Genomic DNA, 19970 nt, shown 5'->3' on the forward strand with positions numbered 1-19970 from the left:
TCTCAAGGAACGGACGCTTCCTTTGTACTCACCCTCTCGGGCTTTCCTCCGGGCGCTTCCCTTCGGTCTTGCGTTTCCGACTCTATCAGATCTTTCCGATCCGATTTCCTCGGTGCTTTCCAGGTTCACGCTTTCGCGTTTCCCTTTCCGGCGGGTCCGACTTTATCAGAGGTTCTGAGTCGGAATTCCCACCCGGTCCGGTCACCCTCGTGAGACTCGATGAGGCTCGGCGAGGATGGTCCCCCCGGTGCACGAAGTGGCCGGGTTCCCGTCTGGGTGGGGTCGTAAACGTACTGGAGCGGAGCGCCCCGATGCAAATCGAGGGCCCCGCTCCCGCGTTCGCGCTGTCGCGCGACCGACGGACCGTCAGACCTCCACCACCACAGGGAGGATCATCGGCCTGCGCCGGTAGGTGTCCGAGACCCACTTGCCCAGCGTGCGGCGGACGAGCTGCTGCATCTGGTGGGGTTCGACGACGCCGTCCTGGGCCGATCTCTCCAGCACTTCCGTGATCTTCGGGATGACGTCCCCGAAGGCGGAGTCCTCGATGCCGGAGCCGCGGGCCTGCACGTGCGGGCCGCCCGTGATCTTGCCGGTGGACGAGTCGAGGACGACGAAGACCGAGATGATGCCCTCGTCGCCGAGGATCCTGCGGTCCTTCAGCGCCGGCTCGCCCACGTCGCCGACGGAGAGGCCGTCGACGTAGACGTAGCCCGCCTGGACCTTGCCGGAGATCTTCGCCTTGCCCGCGACGAGGTCCACCACCACGCCGTCCTCGGCGATGACGATGCGGTCGTGCGGTACGCCGGTCATGGCACCCAGTTCGGCGTTGGCCCGCAGATGGCGCCATTCGCCGTGGACCGGCATCAGGTTCTTCGGCCGGCAGATGTTGTAGAAGTACAGCAGTTCGCCGGCCGAGGCGTGGCCCGAGACGTGCACCTTGGCGTTGCCCTTGTGGACGACGTTGGCGCCCCAGCGGGTCAGGCCGTTGATGACGCGGTAGACCGCGTTCTCGTTGCCGGGGATGAGCGACGACGCCAGGATCACCGTGTCGCCCTCGACGATGCGGATCTGGTGGTCGCGGTTGGCCATGCGGGACAGGGCCGCCATCGGCTCGCCCTGGGAGCCCGTGCAGACCAGGACCACCTCGCTGTCCGGCAGGTCGTCGAGCGTCTTGACGTCCACGACCAGGCCCGGCGGCACCTTCAGGTAGCCGAGGTCACGGGCGATGCCCATGTTGCGGACCATGGAGCGGCCGACGAAGGCGACCCGGCGGCCGTGCTCGTGCGCCGCGTCGAGGATCTGCTGGATGCGGTGGACGTGGCTGGCGAAGCTCGCCACGATGATCCGCTTGCGGGCGCCGGCGAAGACCTGGCGCAGCACGCCCGAGATCTCCCGCTCGGGCGGGACGAATCCCGGGACCTCGGCGTTCGTCGAGTCGGACAGGAGGAGGTCGATGCCCTCCTCGCTCAGCCGCGCGAACGCGTGCAGGTCGGTGAGGCGGCTGTCCAGCGGGAGCTGGTCCATCTTGAAGTCGCCGGTGTGGACGGCCATGCCGGCCGGTGTGCGGATGGCGACCGCGAGGGCGTCGGGGATGGAGTGGTTCACCGCGATGAACTCGCAGTCGAACGGGCCGATGCGCTCGCGCTGCCCCTCCGTCACCTCCAGGGTGTACGGGCGGATGCGGTGTTCCTGGAGCTTGGCCTCGATCAGGGCGAGGGTCAGCTTGGAGCCGATCAGCGGGATGTCCGGCTTCTCGCGCAGCAGGAAGGGGACGCCGCCGATGTGGTCCTCGTGGCCGTGCGTGAGGACGATGCCCTCGATGTCGTCGAGGCGGTCCCGGACGGAGCTGAAATCCGGCAGGATCAGGTCGATTCCGGGCTGCTCCTCCTCGGGGAAGAGCACTCCGCAGTCGACGATCAGCAGGCGGCCGCCGTACTCGAAGACCGTCATGTTGCGGCCGATCTCGCCGAGGCCGCCGAGTGGGGTGACCCGCAGGCCGCCTTCGGCGAGCGGCGGGGGCGGGCCCAGTTCAGGGTGCGGATGACTCAAAAGACTCTCCTCAACCACACGCGCCACGTACCGGTGGGGCACGTGGCGCGCGTGACGTTCGTGCAGAAGCAGTTGTCGTGGGGTGCGGGCACCGGTGGCCCGCTATTCAGTTGTGAAGTCCGATGTCAGAGCTGTACCCCGCCGGCGGCAAGATCGATCTTGAGCTGCTCGATCTCTTCGGGCATGCATTCGACCATGGGCGCGCGCAGCGGCCCGGCGGGCAGGCCCTTGAGGGTGAGCGCGGCCTTCGCCGTCATGACGCCCTGGGTGCGGAACATGCCTGTGTAGACGGGGAGCAGCTTCTGGTGGATCTCGGTCGCCTTCTGGACGTCGCCCGCGGTGTACGCCTCGACCAGGGCGCGCAGCTCGGGGGTGACGACGTGGCCGACGACGGAGACGAAGCCGACCGCGCCCACGGAGAGCAGCGGGAGGTTCAGCATGTCGTCGCCGGAGTACCAGGCGAGGCCGGACCGGGCGATGGCCCAGCCGGCCCGGCCGAGGTCGCCCTTGGCGTCCTTGTTGGCGACGATCCGCGGGTGCTCGGCGAGGCGGACCAGCGTCTCCGTGTTGATCGGTACGCCGCTGCGGCCCGGGATGTCGTAGAGCATGACCGGCAGTTCCGTGGCGTCGGCGACGGCCCGGAAGTGGCGGTAGAGGCCCTCCTGCGGGGGCTTGTTGTAGTACGGGGTGACGACCAGCAGCCCGTGGGCGCCCGTGCGCTCCGCGGCGCGGGCGAGCTCGATGCTGTGGTGGGTGTCGTTGGTGCCGACTCCGGCGACGACGTGGGCCCGGTCGCCGACCGCTTCCAGGACCGCCCGTACGAGATCCGTTTTCTCCGCGTCGCTGGTGGTGGGGGACTCGCCGGTGGTGCCGTTGATGATCAGGCCGTCGTTGCCTGCGTCCACCAGGTGGGCGGCGAGCCGCTGCGCGCCGTCGAGGTCGAGTGCGCCGTCCGCCGTGAAGGGCGTGACCATGGCGGTGAGGACCCTCCCGAAGGGGGTCTGCGGAGTGGAGGTCGGAGCCATGGGTTACACGCTACTCGTTGCTCAAGTCGGGGTGTGCCCTAGGGGGAGGCGACAAGGCGGGACAAATGCGGATCCCGGCACTGCCTGCTCGGGGGTTCAAGCAGTGCCGGGTCCGTTTGATCAGGCTAGATGAACTTCGCTAAATGCCGCAATACGGACACTTCGCAGGGCTGACCCGCACATGTGTGCCCGACCGGGACGCGGGTGCGCGGCGCCGCGCCCTACGGGGCGACCCGCCCGTTGGCGTTGAAGGCGGCGTACGTCAGCGGCATGAGCTCGGCCCACGCGGCCTCCATCTGCTCGCCGACCATCTCGATCTCCCGCTGCGGGAAGGACGGCACCTTGGCCAGCTCGTGCTGGGTGCGCAGACCGAGGAAGTGCATCAGCGAGCGGGCGTTGCAGGTGGCGTACATCGAGGAGTACAGCCCGACGGGCAGGACCGAACGGGCGACCTCGCGGGCGACGCCGGCCTCCAGCATCTGCTGGTAGGTGCGGTAGGCCCCCCGGTAGGACTCCGCCATGGACTCCGACACCAGCTGGTGCTGCTCCTCGGTGCCGGCCACGAACTCGTACTTGCCCGGGCGGCCCTGCTGGACCAGCTTGCGGGAGGTGTCGGGGACGTAGAAGACCGGCTGGAGCTCCCGGTAGCGGCCCGACTCCTCGTTGTAGGACCAGCCCACGCGGTGCCGCATGAACTCACGGAAGACGAAGATCGGGGCGCTGATGAAGAAGGTCATCGAGTTGTGCTCGAACGGGCTGCCGTGCCGGTCCCGCATGAGGTAGTTGATCAGCCCCTTCGAGCGCTCCGGGTCCTTCTTCAGCTCGTCCAGGGACTGCTCCCCGACGGTCGAGACCCGGGCTGCGAACAGTACGTCGGAGTCGGCCGCGCTGTGCTTCACCAGTTCAACGGTGACGTCGCCGCGGAGTTCGATCTTGAAGTCGTCGTCTGTGCCGGTCACGGTACGAAGGGCCTTCCCATCTCGTCTCTTGGGACGCCAACTCTACGGGCGATCCCCCACGGCGACGCACACGCCGTCCGGGCCCCCAAGTGTGGTGACGGGCGACACAGGTCGATAACCTCACCGGGCCAGCCCACGCATGGATCGAATGAGGAACCGCCGTGCCCCTGCCCTTTCTGACGGCCGACCGCGCCTTCGAGTCCACGGACGACGTCGCCCTGCCGTACGACGACCGCGACCGCTGGCGGCGCCCCTACCGGCCCGGCCCGTGGCGCGTGGGTACCGCCGCGGTGCTGCTGCTGCTCGCGTCGTTCGTGCTGTTCGCCGCCGTCGTCATCGCGCTGACGGACAGCGTGGCCTCGGCCGGTCTGGTCTTCGCCGTCGCGGGGGTCGCCATCGTCTGCGCGCTGCGGCTGCTGCGCGTGGGCGTGTGGGTGAGCGCGTACGGGCTGCGCCACGTGAGCTTCTTCACCACGCGGACGACGCCCTGGGAACGCGTCGTCGCGGTGCGGACGGTGCAGCAGCCGGTGCGCTGGCTCGGGCTGCCGCGCGCGGTGCAGGGGCAGGCGCTGGTGCTCGCCCGGCAGGGGCGTCCGGCCGAGGCGGCGCCGACGCTGCTGACGTCGCACAACGCGGACTTCCTGGCGCGGCCGGAGGCCTTCGACCGGGCCGCCGACTCGGTGGAGGCGTGGGCCGAGGAGTACCGGCGCGGCTGAGCGCGACGACGGTGTCACGGCGAGGGGCCCGGTCCGGGATCGCGGACCGGGCCCCTCGCCGTGCCGCAGGGCGGGACGACGTCACGGTTGACGTCAGGGCTGCCGTGCCCTCACCGCGAGCTCCTGTGCAGGGTGATCGCCCGCTGCATCGCCTTGCGGGCGCGCGGTGTGTCGCGGGCGTCGTGGTAGGCGACGGCGAGCCGGAACCAGCTGCGCCAGTCGTCGGGGGCGGCCTCCGTCTCGGCCTTGCGCCTGGCGAACACCTCGTCGGCCGAGTCACGGTCGATGCGCCCCGAGGGCATGCGCTTGAGGTCGTCGACGGGCAGTCCGCCCTCGGCGTCGAGCTGGGCGGCGAGCTGGTTGGCCCGGCGGACGAACTCGGTGTTCTTCCACAGGAACCACAGCCCGATCACCGGCAGGACCAGCACCGCGAGGCCGAAGGCGACGGTGACGGGCGTGCCGGTCTCGATGAGCATGACGCCGCGGCTGCCGACCAGGACGAAGTAGAAGACCAGGACGGCGGCCGTGACGGCGTAGGTGAGCTTTGCGCGCATGGGTGTCAGGGCTTCAGTTCAGGTCCAGGAAGTGTTCCAGGCCGAAGGTCAGGCCCGGGGTGCTCACCACACGGCGCACGCCGAGCAGGATGCCCGGCATGAAGCTGCTGTGGTGCAGGGAGTCGTGCCGGACGGTGAGGGTCTCGCCCTCGCCGCCGAGCAGGACCTCCTGGTGCGCGAGCAGGCCGCGCAGCCGGACGGCGTGCACCGGGACGCCGTCGACGTCCGCGCCGCGGGCGCCGTCCAGGGCGGTGACCGTGGCGTCCGGCGCCGGGGCGCTGCCGGCCCGGCGCCGGGCCTCGGCGATGAGCTGGGCGGTGCGGGTGGCGGTGCCGCTGGGGGCGTCGACCTTGTTCGGGTGGTGCAGCTCGACGACCTCGACGGACTCGAAGTACGGGGCGGCGAGCTGCGCGAACTTCATGGTGAGGACGGCGCCGATGGAGAAGTTCGGCGCGATGAGCACGCCCGTCTCCGGGGACTGGTCGAGCCAGCCCTTGAGCTGCGCGAGACGGTCGTCGGTCCAGCCGGTGGTGCCGACGACGGCGTGGATGCCGTGGCGCACGCAGAAGTCGAGGTTGCCCATGACCGAGGCGGGCGTGGTCAGTTCGACCACGACCTGGGCGCCGGTGTCGGCCAGCGTCTCCAGCTTGTCGCCCCGGCCGAGGGTGGCGACCAGTTCCATGTCCTCGGCGGCCTCGACTGCCCGTACCGCCTCGGACCCGATGCGGCCCTTGGCTCCGAGGACCGCCACGCGCAGCTTGCTCATCTTGTTGCTTCCTTACGGGAGGGGGTGGGCGCAGGGCTTGTCCGTCCGCCGGACGAGCCCTAGGCGACGGCGTCCTGCAGCCGGGACGCCTGCTTGTCCTTCAGCGGGCCAATGACCGACAGCGAGGGCCGCCGGCCCAGGACGTCCCGGGCGACGGAGCGGACGTCGTCCGGGGTGACCGAGGCTATCCGGGCCAGCATGTCGTCGACGGACATCTGGTCGCCCCAGCACAGCTCGCTCTTGCCGATACGGTTCATCAGCGCGCCGGTGTCCTCCAGGCCGAGAACCGTGGAGCCGCGGAGCTGGCCGATGGCGCGGCCGATCTCCTCGTCGGACAGCCCGTGTTCGGCGACGTGGTCGAGTTCGTCGCGGCAGATCTTCAGCACGTCGTGGACCTGCGACGGCCGGCAGCCGGCGTACACCCCGAACAGGCCGCAGTCGGCGAAGCCCGACGTGTACGAGTACACGCTGTAGGCCAGACCGCGCTTCTCGCGGACCTCCTGGAACAGACGGGACGACATGCCGCCGCCGAGGGCAGTGTTCAGCACGCCGAGGGCCCAGCGCCGCTCGTCGGTGCGGGCGAGGCCCGGCATGCCGAGCACGACGTGCGCCTGTTCCGTCTTGCGGCCGACCAGCTCGACGCGGCCCGCGGTGCGCAGGTTGCGCCGGCCGCCGCGCGGCGCGATGGGCTCGGCCGCGAGGTCCTTGAGGGCGCCGGCCCGCTCGAACGCGGCGCGGACCTGGCGTACGACCTTGTTGTGGTCGACGTTGCCCGCGCAGGCGACCACGAGGTGGGTCGGGTCGTAGTGCTTCTTGTAGAAGCGGCGGATGCGGTCGGCCGTGAGGGCGTTGACCGTGTCGACGGTGCCGAGGACGGGGCGGCCGAGGGGGTTGTCGCCGAACATCGTGTGCGCGAACAGGTCGTGCACGCAGTCGCCCGGGTCGTCCTCGGTCATCGCGATCTCCTCGAGGATGGCGCCGCGTTCGACGTCGACGTCCTCCTCCAGGATCAGCGAGCCGGTCAGCATGTCGCAGACGACGTCGATGGCGAGCGGCAGGTCGGCGTCGAGCACGCGCGCGTAGTAGCACGTGTACTCCTTCGCCGTGAACGCGTTCATCTCGCCGCCGACCGCGTCGATCGCGGAGGAGATGTCCAGGGCGGACCTGCGGTCGGTGCCCTTGAAGAGCAGGTGCTCCAGGTAGTGCGTGGCGCCGTTCAGAGCCGGGGTCTCGTCGCGGGAGCCGACGTGCGCCCAGATGCCGAAGGTCGCGGAGCGGACCGAGGGCAGCGTCTCGGTGACGATGCGCAGGCCACCGGGGAGGGTGGTCTTGCGGACCGTGCCGATGCCGTTCTCGCCCTTGATCAGGGTTTGGGTACGGGCGACGGCCCGCGCCTCCGAAGAGGTGCGGGCCGTCGCCTTGGAGCCACGGGACGTCACTGGTCGGCGTCGTCCTTCTTCGTCTCGTCGCCTTCCTCGCCCTCGATCACGGGGATGAGGGAGAGCTTGCCGCGGGAGTCGATCTCGGCGATCTCGACCTGGACCTTCTGGCCCACGCCGAGGACGTCCTCGACGTTCTCCACGCGCTTGCCGCCGGCGAGCTTGCGGATCTGCGAGATGTGCAGCAGACCGTCCTTGCCGGGCAGCAGGGAGACGAACGCGCCGAAGGTGGTCGTCTTGACGACCGTACCCAGGTAGCGCTCGCCGACCTCGGGCATCGTCGGGTTGGCGATGCCGTTGATCGTGGCGCGGGCGGCCTCGGCGGCCGGGCCGTCGGCGGCACCGATGTAGATCGTGCCGTCGTCCTCGATCGTGATCTCGGCGCCGGTGTCCTCCTGGATCTGGTTGATCATCTTGCCCTTGGGGCCGATGACCTCGCCGATCTTGTCGACCGGGATTTTCACGGTGATGATCCGCGGCGCGTTCGGGGACATCTCGTCCGGCGTGTCGATCGCTTCCATCATCACGTCGAGGATGTGGAGGCGGGCGTCACGGGCCTGCTTGAGGGCGGCGGCCAGGACGGAGGCGGGGATGCCGTCCAGCTTGGTGTCGAGCTGGAGGGCGGTCACGAACTCCTTGGTGCCGGCGACCTTGAAGTCCATGTCGCCGAACGCGTCCTCCGCACCGAGGATGTCGGTGAGGGTGACGTAGTGCGTCTCGCCCTCGATCTCCTGGGAGATCAGGCCCATGGCGATACCGGCGACGGGGGCCTTCAGGGGCACACCGGCGTTCAGCAGCGACATGGTGGACGCGCAGACCGAGCCCATGGACGTCGAGCCGTTGGAGCTCAGCGCCTCGGAGACCTGGCGGATCGCGTACGGGAACTCCTCGCGCGTCGGCAGGACCGGGATCAGGGCGCGCTCGGCGAGCGCGCCGTGACCGATCTCGCGGCGCTTCGGGGAGCCGACGCGACCGGTCTCACCGGTGGAGTACGGCGGGAAGTTGTAGTTGTGCATGTAGCGCTTGCGGGTCACCGGGGAGAGGGTGTCCAGCTGCTGCTCCATGCGGAGCATGTTGAGGGTGGTGACGCCCAGGATCTGGGTCTCGCCACGCTCGAACACGGCCGAACCGTGGACCCGCGGGATGGCCTCGACCTCGGCGGCGAGCGTACGGATGTCCGTCACGCCGCGGCCGTCGATGCGCTTCTTCTCCTTGATGACGCGCTCACGGACCAGGGTCTTGGTCAGGGAGCGGTACGCGGCGGAGATCTCCTTCTCGCGGCCCTCGAACTCCGGCAGGAGCTTCTCGGCGGCGAGCTGCTTGACGCGGTCCAGCTCGGCCTCGCGCTCCTGCTTGCCGGCGATGGTGAGCGCCTGCGCGAGCTCGGGCTTGACGGCGGCCGTCAGCGCCTCGAGGACGTCGTCCTGGTAGTCCAGGAAGATCGGGAACTCGCCGGTCGGCTTGGCGGCCTTCGAGGCGAGGTCGGCCTGGGCCTTGCAGAGCACCTTGATGAAGGGCTTCGCGGCCTCCAGACCGGCGGCGACGACCTCCTCGGTCGGCGCCTCGGCGCCGCCCTCGACCAGCTTGATGGTCTTCTCGGTGGCCTCGGCCTCGACCATCATGATCGCGACGTCGCCGTCCTCCAGGGTGCGGCCCGCGACGACCATGTCGAAGACGGCGTCCTCGAGCTCGGTGTGCGTCGGGAAGGCCACCCACTGGCCGCGGATCAGCGCGACGCGGACGCCGCCGATCGGGCCGGAGAAGGGCAGACCGGCCAGCTGCGTGGACGCGGAGGCGGCGTTGATCGCCACGACGTCGTACAGGTGGTCGGGGTTGAGCGCCATGATCGTCGCGACGACCTGGATCTCGTTGCGCAGGCCCTTCTTGAAGGACGGGCGCAGCGGGCGGTCGATCAGGCGGCAGGTGAGGATCGCGTCCTCGGAGGGGCGGCCCTCACGGCGGAAGAAGCTGCCGGGGATCTTGCCGGCGGCGTACATCCGCTCCTCGACGTCCACCGTGAGGGGGAAGAAGTCGAGCTGGTCCTTGGGGTTCTTGGAGGCGGTGGTGGCCGACAGCACCATGGTGTCGTCGTCCAGGTACGCCACGGCGGAGCCGGCGGCCTGCTTGGCCAGGCGGCCCGTCTCGAAGCGGATGGTGCGGGTGCCGAAGGAACCGTTGTCGATCACGGCCTCGGCGTAGTGGGTCTCGTTCTCCACCAGCAAATTCTCCGATACTTCTCGTCCTTCGTCCCTGGTCTGCCCGTGTGGCAGGGGGACGGTGCCGGAGAAGCGCTCCGTCTGGTGCGGGCCGGTCTTCGATCGAAGCACCCGGGGTTCGCTGCCCCGGGGGCCACTACCGAGGACCGGCGGCGGCGAGGCGCGCTTCTCCTCGTTCTGTGTCGTGCGGATTGCGTTGTGCTACCACACTACAAAGCGTGAGTGACACTCCGCACGTTTCCTACGCACGGGAAGGGTTCCCACACGTCGGCGGATCTTTCCGTACGAACGGCGGAGATTTCTCCGCCGTACCGCCGGGACTTCTCCACGTACGGCAAAGGGAGCGGTCCCCGATCGTTTCGGGAACCGCTCCCCTCACGGCGTCTTACTTGGCGCCCGCCGCACCGCGGCGGATGCCCAGGCGGTCGACCAGCGCACGGAAGCGCTGGATGTCCTTCTTGGCCAGGTACTGCAGCAGGCGGCGACGCTGACCGACCAGGATGAGCAGACCACGACGGGAGTGGTGGTCGTGCTTGTGGGTCTTGAGGTGCTCGGTCAGGTCGGAGATCCGACGGGACAGCAGCGCCACCTGGACCTCGGGGGAGCCGGTGTCGCCCTCCTTGGTACCGAACTCGGACATGATCTGCTTCTTCGTAGCGGCGTCGAGCGACACGCGTACTCCTCATGGTCTGTGAATGGCCACCGAGTGCCCCCGGTCCACTTCTCGGGGGATCTTCCGTGACTCGGAAGGCGGGGTCCGCTGGGCGCGACCTCCAGAGCGGGGCTCCGGGGGTGCGTACGCATACGGCCGTCAGCCAGGGTACCAGGGTGTGGGAGCGGGCCTGTCCGGGGGCGGCCGGGGGTCAGCCGACGCTCTCGATCCCGACCGCGAGCACCTCGGAGCCTCCGACCTCGCCCTTGTCCGCCGGCCCGGTCACGCCGCGTGCGGCGAAGAAGACGCGGCCCTGCTCGTACAGTACGTCGTCGGAGTGGACCGGATCGTTGACGTCCAGGAGCTCGTGGCCGCCCGAGAAGTACAGCAGGGCGGTCTGGCGGCGGGTCGCCGGGTCGAGACTGACGATCGAGTCGGGGCCGAACGACGAGCCCTTCCGGTAGGCGACGACCTTGCCGCCGCTCATCCGCAGCGGGTGCGTCTCCCGGCCGTCGGGGGAATCGAACTTGAAGACGGTGTTCCCCGTGTCCAGGTCGTAGGCGACCACCTCGCCGTTCGTGGAGATGTATGCCTGCTCCTGGCCGACGACGATGCCCCGGCAGGCCTCCACGGCGGCGTTGAAGGTTCCGTCGCACCGCACCGCCTGGTGGTCGCGGTCGATCCTGATCGTTCCGCGCGCGCGGCCCGTGTCGCTCAGCGCGATCAGATCGGTGACCTGGTAGTCACCGGCGGCGACGGCGACGACCGCGGGTGACGACGACACGACGAACACCTCGTTCACGCCGGGGGCCACCTTGTACGTCCACAGGGCCTTGCCGGTGCGCGGATTCACCTTCTGCACCCGGTACGTGGGATCGGCCGACTCGCCGCACGTCTGCAGGGCCACCAGTTCACGGCCGCCGCCGAACCCCAGGTCCGTGCACGCCGAGGGCGTCGGATCGGCCCACAGCCGCTTGCCGCCGGTCATGTCGTACGCCGCGGAGCCCGTGCCCCAGGAGACGGCGACGGCGCCGTCCGCCATGGTGACGTTGGCGTTCATGGCGGAGCCGTCGCCGGGGAGCTTCACCGTCCACAGCCTCTTGCCGGTGTCGACGTCGAAGACGGTGAGGCGGTCGCAGGGCAGGTCGAGGAGGTCCGTCTCGTCGGCGTTCTTTCCGGGAGCCCTGCCGGGATGGACGACAGCGGTACGGCCGTCGACGCTGACGTGCTGGGTGACGGCGCACGGGGCGGCCGGGAAGGTGATGTGCCAGGCCTCCCGGGACGCGTCGTTGCCGTCCTCGGCGGCCGGGGCGCCCAGCCGGTAGCCTTCGACGCGGTTGCCGTAGCCCTTCGCGAAGGTCGTGCCGGTCGCCCAGGTACCCGCCGCGGGGACGTTCTGTCCGACCGTGCGGATCGTCTTCCTGACCAGCAGTACGCCGACGGAGTCCGGAGTCCTGGGGCGGGTCTCGACCGTCTCCCGGATGTCGTCCGGGTCCTGCCGTGCCGCCGCGGGGCGCCGGTCGGCGGGGGTCTCACCGCCGGCCGCGAGTGTCCAGACGGCCACGGTCACCGCCGCGGCCAGCAGGGCCACGGTGCCCAGGACGAGGCCCCTGCGACGCCGGTTGCGGCGGCGGGCGTCCAGGACGGACGCGGTGTAGGGGGCCGGCGGTGGGCCGAAGCTCACGGGTGGCGCCTTTCTCACCGGGGGAGGCGGGAGCGCGCCCCCGTGCGCGCCCGGTGCTTCCCTCGGACCGGGGAATCCGCTGACCTGGAAGGACGGGGCGAAGTATGTTAACCGGGCAGCTCGTTGGCACAGACAGAAGGGTCGGATCCGCGATGGCCGAGGCCAAGGACCAGGAACTCAAGGCGCGCAAGGAGCGGGAACGGGATGAGCTGTACGCGCTCGACATCTCCGGCGTGGAGTGGACGTGCGCTCCCGGCGCCGAGGAACACGAGGAGCGCGTCGAGATCGCCCAACTGCCGGGCGGCGCCGTGGCCATGCGGTCGTCGCTCGACCCGGACACCGTGCTGCGGTACACGGAGGCGGAGTGGCGGGCGTTCGTACTCGGCGCGCGGGACGGGGAGTTCGACCTGGAACCGTCGCCGCGCAACGGGGGCGTCGCCGCGGAGTGACCCTCGTACGGGTAACGGGAAAGGGGCGGCACGCGCGCGTGCCGCCCCTTCGCGCGTTCGCGCGTTCGCGTCAGTGCTTCAGGCCGGCGCTTCCGTAGCCGACGGCCAGCAGGACCGGGTCCTTGGGGTATTCGTCGTCGCGGACCACGGTGCGCCGGGCGAAGAAGACCTTGCCGTTCTCGACGAGGATGTCGGACTGCTCCGGGTCGCTCAGGACGCCCTCCTCGTCCTCCGGCAGCACGAAGAGGAGGAACGGGGTCTCCTTGTCGGTGCGCGGGTTCCAGCTCACGATCGACGCCGGTGACAGCGCTCCGCTGCGCCGGTAGACGAGGAGCTCGTCGCCGCTCATCCGCAGCGGGTAGACCATCTGGAGCCAGCGGCCCTCGAACTTGCCCCGCGTCTCGCCCGTCTTCAGGTCGAAGGCCACGATCCAGTCGGACGGCTGGCCGTTGGCGATGTTCTCCTTGCTCATGACGAAGGCCTGCGCGCCGCCCACGACCATGCCGTCGCAGTTCTCCACCACGCCGAACAGCGGCGAGGAGAAGTAGCGGGTACCGCACTTCGCCTCGTAGCCGGACAGGGAGACGGTGGTGAGGTGCCTGCCCCGGCCGTCCAGGCTGATCAGGTCGGTCACCACGCTGTCCCCGGCCGCCACGGCCAGTACCGGCGGGTCGGAGGAGGGCAGGTACACGTCCTGGACGCCGTCGGAGACCCGGTACGTCCACTGCGCCTTGCCGGTGCGCGGGTCGAGCTTCTGGACCCGGTAGGTGGCGTCCGGAACCTCACCGCACTTCACCAGCGCGACCAGTGCGCGTCCGCCGGCGAAGCCCTTGTCCTCGCACTGGGAGGCGGTCGTGCCGTTCCAGAGGTGCCTGCCGTCCTCCATGCCGTACGCCACCGAGCCGCGGCCCCAGGCGACGGCGACGACGCCCTTGGTCAGGGTGAGGTTCGTGTTGGTCGCGTAGGCGAAGTCGGCGGACGGCATCTTCTTCTGCCACAGCTTCTTGCCGGTGTTCAGGTCGACGAACACCACCTGGTCGCACACGCCCTTGTCCTCCGCCGCGCCCTCGGCCCGCGGCGGCTGGACGACGACCGCGGTGCGGCCGTCGGCGGTGACGTGCCTGCTGGTGGCGCAGAGGTGGCCGTCCAGTTCGAGGGTCCACGCCTTCTCGGTGGCGTGCTCCTTGATGCGGTAGCCCTCGATGCGGCGGGCGACGCCCTTGGCGAAGACCTTGTCGGTGGCCCAGGTGCCGGGCGCGTAGCGCGGACTGGTGTCCGTGGCCTTGCCGACGTCCTCCTCGTCGTGCTCCAGGACCAGTTCGCCCTCCGGGGAGACGGGAAGCTCCTCGGTGGTCTCCCGGATGTCGTCCGGGGCCTGCCGCACGGCCTCCGGTCCGCTCGTGCCGCCGGTCTCCTCACCGGGCCACAGGAGCCATCCGCCCGCTCCCAGCACGACGGCGAGGACGGCCGCCGCGGCGCCGAGCAGCACCGTGCGGCGCTTCCTGCGCCGCCGGTCCGCCGCCACTGAGGACTGCGTGTATATGGAGGGAGGCGGGCCGAAGCTCACGCTCACACGTCCCTTCGGGTCACCGGGACGGCACGGCACACCGCCGCACCCCTGGTTCGGGTGGTCAGTTGCCGGTCATCGCCCGGACCGTGGCGTACACGTCGAAGACGGCGAGAGCCAGCGGCACGAGCGTCAGCAGGACGAAGCCCTCGGCGAGCTCCATGAAGCGGCCCCAGAAGGGGCTGAGACCGCTGCGCGGCGCGATCAGTCCGATGAACGTGACCAGTGCGGCCGCCGCCGCGATCGCGGCCACGAGCCAGATGGTGCGCAGGTCGAGATCGGCGCGGTTCCCCTCCAGCGCCGCCCGGAAGGCCGAGTGGGGCGGGTTGAGCGCCAGGCCGAGGCCGAGCAGGACCAGGGAGGCCAGGCCGGCCGCCAGGACGGGGGCGACCTGCGCGGTGTAGCGGAACAGCTGGGCGCGCATGAGCAGCGCGATCCCGGTGGCCAGGGCGAGCAGCTGCCCCCAGACGCCGCCGGAGAAGGCGAGCACCGCCGTGGAGACGACGCCGAGCAGCGCACAGCCGCTGACCAGGCCCACGAGGAGTTCGTGACCCCGGCGCGCCTGGGCCTCGATCCGTTCGGCGTCCACCGGGGCCTGCGGCTCGGGATCGGCGCCGTAGGCCCCGCGCGACGCGGTGTCCGGCGGGTCGAATCCGATCGGCAGGCGCGCGAAGCGCAGGGAGAGCCCCGGCAGGAACGCCAGCAGGCCGACGGCGACCGGGGCGCACAGTCCGGCCACCTCGGCGGGGGTCCAGTGCGCGAGGAGTCCGACGAAAACGGCGATCAGGCCGATGCCGGAAGCGAAGGCGAAGGCGACGAACGGCCCGTCCCGGCGCGGCGAGCACAGCGTCAGGATCACCGAGGCGAGCAGGACCGCCGCGCACGCCAGCAGGAACTGCAGCTTCCCGATGCCCTGACCGTCGGCGAGCGGCAGCAGACCCGAACCGGCCACACCCGCGTTGGGCAGGGCACCGAGCCCGAGGGCGACGGCCGAGGCCCGGTCGGCGTACACCCGCGCCCGTACGGCGGCGAAGGCGACCAGGACCACGCCGACGAGGCCCGCGAGGACGCCGGGCAGGCTGTTCATGTCGTGCCGCGGATCGGCGGTCCAGGCGACGAAGGCGAGCAGGGCGGGCAGCACCGCGCCGCCGGTCAGGCCGGCCGCCCGGGTCAGGTCGGCGCTCCACAGGGACCGGTCGCGGGTGACCGCGGAGGCCACCGCGTCCGGGACGTCGTCGAAGACCGCGGGCGGCAGGGAGTCGGAGAACGGGCGCAGCGTGAGCAGTTCGCCGTCCAGGATCCGCTGCGCGGCGAAGGAACGTGAACTGTCGAGGACGGCGCCGTCGCGGCGGACGAGGTGATAACCGACCGGGGCACCCGCTTCCGGCCGTTGCTGGGACAGCCTGAGGATCTCCGCGTACAGGTCGGCGACGGGGACGTCGTCGGGCAGTGCCACGTCGATCCGGCTGTCCGGCGCGACGATCGTGACGCGGCAGAAACCGAGCCCCGTTCCCGCCCCGGAAGGGGCCCCAACACCGGGCCCGCCGGCTCCGGTGGCCGCCGCGGAGGCCGTCATGCTCACCTGCTGCTCCCCCTCAATGATGGTCCTGCGTGTGCCTCGTGAAGATCCTGCGGCACTCCCGCCGCAGGGCGCGGGCGGCTCCGAGCCATGGCGGCGCGAAACGTGCCGTCGCGTTGCCCGCCGGGCTCCCACGGAGCTCCGGAACGCATGGAGATGCCCCGTTGGTCCAGCCCTGTTCGCGTGTGCTCACGCGAACATTCGGCACCCTATCGCCCATCGGTGGCCCGTGAAGTCAGTAGGATCACGCGGTGGTCCGCGTCCGCCCGACACGGGGTGGGTGGACAAATCCTCGTGGGCCGCAAGGGAATTGGTGAGCAGTGAGCCACATCGTCGTCAAGCGCCCGCCTCGGACGCTGCCGCCCGAGGTGCCCGCGGGTGAGATCGCTCTGCAGCCCCCACCGGAGTTGCCGCGCGGCCACCAGGAGGGCGTGCTGATGCAACTGCTGCCCACGCTGGGCATGGGCGGTTCCGTGGTCTTCTTCTTCACGAGCGGTCACCCGTTCATGAAGATCATGGGCATGGTCATGATCGCCTCGACGGTGGCCATGTCCATCGCGATGATCGTCCGCTTCCGGCGCGGCACCCAGGGGCAGCTCGCCGACCTGCGCCGCGACTACCTCGGCTATCTCGCGCAGGTCCGCAACACCGTCTCCAAGACCGCAAGGACGCAGCGCGACGCGCAGTTCTACCTGCACCCCTCCCCCGACCAGCTGTGGGCCCTGGCCGCCGAGGGCAGCCGGGTCTGGGAACGGCGCCCCGGCGACGAGGACTTCGCCCATGTGCGCATCGGCCTCGGTTCGCAGGGCCTGGCCACCCCGCTCGTCGCGCCCGAGACGGGTCCGGTCGAGCAGCTGGAACCGCTGACCGCGGGAGCCGTGCAGCGGTTCCTCGACGTCCACGGCAGCCTGGACGACCTGCCGATCGCGGTGTCGCTGCGCGCCTTCTACCACGTCACGCTCAGCGGGGACGTGCCGTCCGTACGCTCCTGCGCCCGCGCGCTGACCTGCTCGCTGGCCGCGCTGCACTCGCCGCAGGACCTCGTCGTCGTGATCGCCGCGGGGCGCGAGGAACTCCCGCACTGGGAGTGGGCCAAGTGGCTGCCGCACGTGCAGGCCTCCGGCGCCGTGGACGGCGCGGGCAGCCGCAGACTGATCGGCAGCGACACGCGTGAGCTGGAGAACCTGGTCGCGTCCCGGCTCGGCGGCCGTCCCCGCTTCCATCCGAACGCGGCCCCGCTGCCGGAGGAACCGCACATCGTGGTCGTCCTCGACGGTCTGTCCCTGCCGCCGGACTCGCTCCTCGCCAACCCCGAGGGACTCCAGGGGGTCACGGTCCTCGACATCGTGCCCGGCGAGCCCGCCGGCCCCGGCGGCGACCTGGCCGTGGTCGTACGGCCCGACGCACTGCGTCTGGAGTCGGCGCACGGAGTCGCCTACGAGGGCACGCCCGACGCCCTGTCCCCCGAGTCGGCCGAGGCCCTCGCCCGCCAACTGGCCCCGCTGCGGATGGCGTCCGGCGGTGACGACGACGAACCGCTGCTGGCCAACCTGGAGTTCACCGACCTGCTGAACCTCGGCGACGCCGCCTCGGTCGACACCAGGCGCACCTGGCGGCCCCGTTCGCTCGCCGAGCGCCTGCGGGTGCCGATCGGTGTCGGCGAGGACGGCCGGCCGGTGATGCTGGACCTCAAGGAGGCCGCGCAGGAGGGCATGGGCCCGCACGGTCTGTGTGTCGGCGCCACCGGTTCCGGCAAGTCGGAGCTGCTGCGCACGCTGGTGCTCGGTCTCGCGGTCACCCACTCCTCCGAGACCCTGAACTTCGTCCTCGCGGACTTCAAGGGCGGCGCGACCTTCGCGGGCATGGCGAAGATGCCGCACGTCGCCGCCGTGATCACGAACCTGGCGGACGACCTGACGCTGGTCGACCGCATGGGCGACTCGATCCGAGGCGAACTGAACCGCCGCCAGGAGATGCTGCGCGACGCGGGCAACTACGCCAACATCCACGACTACGAGAAGGCACGCGCGGCAGGAGCCCCCCTCCAGCCGATCCCGTCACTCGTCCTGGTGATCGACGAGTTCAGCGAACTGCTCACCGCCAAGCCCGACTTCATCGAGATGTTCGTGCAGATCGGCCGCATCGGCCGGTCCCTCGGCGTGCACCTGCTGCTCGCCTCGCAACGCCTGGAGGAGGGCCGCCTGCGGGGCCTGGAGACGTACCTGTCCTACCGGATCGGCCTCAGGACCTTCTCCGCCGCCGAGTCCCGGGCCGCCCTGGGCGTGCCGGACGCGTACGAGCTGCCCAATGTGCCCGGTTCCGGCTTCCTGAAGTTCGGCACGGACGAGATGGTCCGCTTCAAGGCGGCGTACGTCTCGGGCACGTACCGCTCGGGCACGCAGCGCGCCGCGCTCGGCGGAGGTCCCCTCCCGGTGGACCGGCGGCCCGTGCTGTTCACGGCGGCCGAGGTGCCGGTGCAGTACGTGACGGTGCCGCAGCAGCGCCCCGAGCGGGACCCGGAGGTCGACGAGGCGCTCGCGGACACCGTGCTGGACGTGGTCGTACGGCGCCTGGAGGCACAGGGTCCGCCAGCCCACCAGGTGTGGCTGCCCCCGCTGGACAGCCCGCCGTCACTGGACGAACTGCTGCCGGGGCTCACGGCGGTCGAGGGCCGCGGTTTCACGCAGCCCGGCTACGAGGGTGCGGGCCGGCTGGTCGTGCCGGTCGGCCTGGTGGACAAGCCGTACGAGCAGCGCCGCGACCCGCTGTGGGTCGACTTCTCCGGCGCGGCGGGTCACATGCAGATCCTCGGCGGTCCGCAGTCGGGCAAATCGACGCTCCTGCGCACGCTCATCTCGTCCTTCGCCCTGACGCACACGCCCCACGAGGTGCAGTTCTACGCCCTCGACTTCGGTGGCGGCGGCATGTCGGCGGTGGCCGGACTGCCGCACGTGGGCGGCGTGGCCTCGCGCCTGGACCCGGAGCGGGTGCGGCGCACGGTGGCCGAGGTGTACGGGGTGCTGACGCGCCGCGAGGAGTACTTCCGCGCGTCGGGCATCTCTTCGATCGCCGAGTTCCGGACCCGGCGGGCCCGCGGCGACATCTCGGTGACGGACCAGCCCTGGGGTGACGTGTTCCTCGTCATCGACGGGTGGGGCAACTTCCGCTCCGAGTACGAGGCGATGGACCAGATCATCCTGGACATCGCGGCGCGGGGCCTCGGCTACGGCGTCCACCTGGTCATCACGGCCTCCCGCTCCATGGAGGTCAGGTCCGCCCTCAAGGACCTGCTGATGAACCGGCTGGAGCTGCGGCTCGGCGACACGATGGACTCCGAGCTGGACCGCAAGGTGGCCGCGAACGTCCCGGCGGGCGTGCCCGGCCGCGGTCAGTCGCCGCAGAAGCTGCACTTCATGGCGGCGGTGCCGCGGATCGACGGTCTGGCCTCGGACACGGAACTGGCCGAGGCGACGGCGGCACTGGCCGGCGAGGTCACCCGCCACTGGCAGGCTCCCGGCGCTCCCGAAGTCAGGCTGCTGCCGCGCGACTTCCCGGCGGACCTCCTGCCCCCGGGCAACCGCTTCCCGCAGCGCGGCGTGGCGTTCGCCCTCGACGAGGACAACCTGGAACCGGTCTTCGTCGACTTCGAGCAGGACCCGTTCTTCCTCGTCTTCGGCGAGAGCGAGTCGGGCAAGTCCAACCTGCTGCGACTGCTGATCAAGCAGCTGACGGAGCGGTACTCGGGCGACGAGTGCAAGCTGTTCGTGGTGGACAACCGGCGCTCGCTGCTGGGGGTGACGCCGGATTCGCACCTTGCCGAGTACATTCCGATGTCGAATGCGATGGATCATCACATGGCCGCCCTGGCGGACCTGATGAAGCGCCGGACGCCCGCGGCCGACGTGACCGCGCAGCAGCTGCGGGACCGGAGCTGGTGGAGGGGTCCCACGGTGTACGTCGTGATCGACGACTACGACCTGGTGTCGACGTCGAGCGGCAATCCGCTGTCCGGCCTGACGGAACTGCTGCCGTTCGCGCGGGACGTGGGGGTCCGCTTCATCATCGCGCGGTCCACGGCGGGGGCGGGGCGGGCCTCTTATGAGGCGTTCATGCAGCGCGTCAAGGAACTGGGCGCGCAGGGCGTGGTGTTGTCCGGCGATCCCTCGGAGGGCGACCTGCTGGGAGGCGTACGCGCGCGGCCCATGCCGGCCGGCCGGGGCATCTTCGTTTCCCGGCGCAGGGGTAAGCCGTTGGTGCAGACGGCGCTCATGCCGGAGGAGGCCTTCTGAGGGCGATGAGCACTCGACTGTAT

14 protein-coding genes are annotated in these 19970 nt (G+C 70.6%); 3 read left to right on the plus strand and 11 right to left on the minus strand.

Annotated elements, in window-relative coordinates:
• Window positions 1-366: 366 nt before the first annotated feature.
• From QC282_RS26330 to thyX, 3 genes are all read right to left on the minus strand, one after another.
• Window positions 367-2052: a ribonuclease J gene (locus QC282_RS26330; RefSeq protein WP_279552053.1), complete on the minus strand. Its 1686-nt coding sequence runs from the start codon at window positions 2050-2052 to the stop codon at window positions 367-369.
• 125 nt (window positions 2053-2177) lie between these two features.
• Entirely contained in the window at window positions 2178-3077 is a 900-nt protein-coding gene (gene dapA / locus QC282_RS26335) for a 4-hydroxy-tetrahydrodipicolinate synthase (RefSeq protein ID WP_279552054.1), read from the minus strand.
• Between the two features lie 221 nt (window positions 3078-3298).
• Window positions 3299-4036 carry an FAD-dependent thymidylate synthase gene (thyX, locus tag QC282_RS26340; RefSeq protein ID WP_279552055.1) on the minus strand — a complete coding sequence of 246 codons (738 nt, stop codon included), beginning with the start codon at window positions 4034-4036 and terminating at the stop codon, window positions 3299-3301.
• 161 nt (window positions 4037-4197) lie between these two features.
• On the opposite strand from thyX, the gene QC282_RS26345 reads away from it, so the two are divergent.
• Window positions 4198-4752 (plus strand): hypothetical protein, encoded by a 555-nt coding sequence (locus tag QC282_RS26345; RefSeq protein WP_279552056.1) that lies wholly within the window; start codon window positions 4198-4200, stop codon window positions 4750-4752.
• Between the two features lie 110 nt (window positions 4753-4862).
• On the opposite strand, the gene QC282_RS26350 is transcribed toward QC282_RS26345, so the two are convergent.
• From QC282_RS26350 to QC282_RS26375, 6 genes are all read right to left on the minus strand, one after another.
• Complete coding sequence (locus QC282_RS26350) at window positions 4863-5306, minus strand: hypothetical protein (RefSeq protein ID WP_279552057.1); 444 nt, start codon at window positions 5304-5306, stop codon at window positions 4863-4865.
• Between the two features lie 13 nt (window positions 5307-5319).
• A complete protein-coding gene (gene dapB / locus QC282_RS26355; protein WP_279552058.1) occupies window positions 5320-6072 on the minus strand; it encodes a 4-hydroxy-tetrahydrodipicolinate reductase in 753 nt (250 codons plus the stop codon).
• Window positions 6073-6131: 59 nt separating this feature from the next.
• Complete coding sequence (locus QC282_RS26360; protein ID WP_279552059.1) at window positions 6132-7511, minus strand: pitrilysin family protein; 1380 nt, start codon at window positions 7509-7511, stop codon at window positions 6132-6134.
• Window positions 7508-9727, minus strand: a complete 2220-nt coding sequence (locus tag QC282_RS26365) for a polyribonucleotide nucleotidyltransferase (RefSeq protein ID WP_279552060.1) — start codon at window positions 9725-9727, stop codon at window positions 7508-7510. The genes QC282_RS26360 and QC282_RS26365 overlap by 4 nt, the downstream gene beginning before the upstream one ends.
• A gap of 385 nt (window positions 9728-10112) precedes the next feature.
• On the minus strand, window positions 10113-10400 hold the full coding sequence (gene rpsO / locus QC282_RS26370; protein WP_010042739.1) for a 30S ribosomal protein S15: 288 nt from the start codon (window positions 10398-10400) through the stop codon (window positions 10113-10115).
• Window positions 10401-10590: 190 nt separating this feature from the next.
• Window positions 10591-12063 (minus strand): PQQ-binding-like beta-propeller repeat protein, encoded by a 1473-nt coding sequence (locus tag QC282_RS26375; RefSeq protein ID WP_279552061.1) that lies wholly within the window; start codon window positions 12061-12063, stop codon window positions 10591-10593.
• 152 nt (window positions 12064-12215) lie between these two features.
• Between QC282_RS26375 and QC282_RS26380 the strand changes: the two genes are divergently transcribed.
• Window positions 12216-12512, plus strand: coding sequence for a DUF397 domain-containing protein (locus QC282_RS26380; protein WP_279552062.1), 297 nt, complete (start codon window positions 12216-12218; stop codon window positions 12510-12512).
• Between the two features lie 70 nt (window positions 12513-12582).
• On the opposite strand, the gene QC282_RS26385 is transcribed toward QC282_RS26380, so the two are convergent.
• Both QC282_RS26385 and eccD read right to left on the minus strand, forming a co-directional pair.
• Window positions 12583-14037, minus strand: a complete 1455-nt coding sequence (locus tag QC282_RS26385) for a PQQ-binding-like beta-propeller repeat protein (RefSeq protein ID WP_279552063.1) — start codon at window positions 14035-14037, stop codon at window positions 12583-12585.
• A 106-nt stretch (window positions 14038-14143) separates the two neighbouring features.
• Window positions 14144-15661 (minus strand): type VII secretion integral membrane protein EccD, encoded by a 1518-nt coding sequence (gene eccD, locus QC282_RS26390; protein WP_279552064.1) that lies wholly within the window; start codon window positions 15659-15661, stop codon window positions 14144-14146.
• Window positions 15662-15978: 317 nt separating this feature from the next.
• Between eccD and eccCa the strand changes: the two genes are divergently transcribed.
• Window positions 15979-19947, plus strand: coding sequence for a type VII secretion protein EccCa (gene eccCa / locus QC282_RS26395; RefSeq protein ID WP_279552065.1), 3969 nt, complete (start codon window positions 15979-15981; stop codon window positions 19945-19947).
• The last annotated feature ends 23 nt before the right edge of the window (window positions 19948-19970 follow it).

The sequence above is a fragment of the Streptomyces sp. DH24 genome (genome assembly GCF_029813775.1).
In the GTDB taxonomy this organism is placed as follows: domain Bacteria; phylum Actinomycetota; class Actinomycetes; order Streptomycetales; family Streptomycetaceae; genus Streptomyces.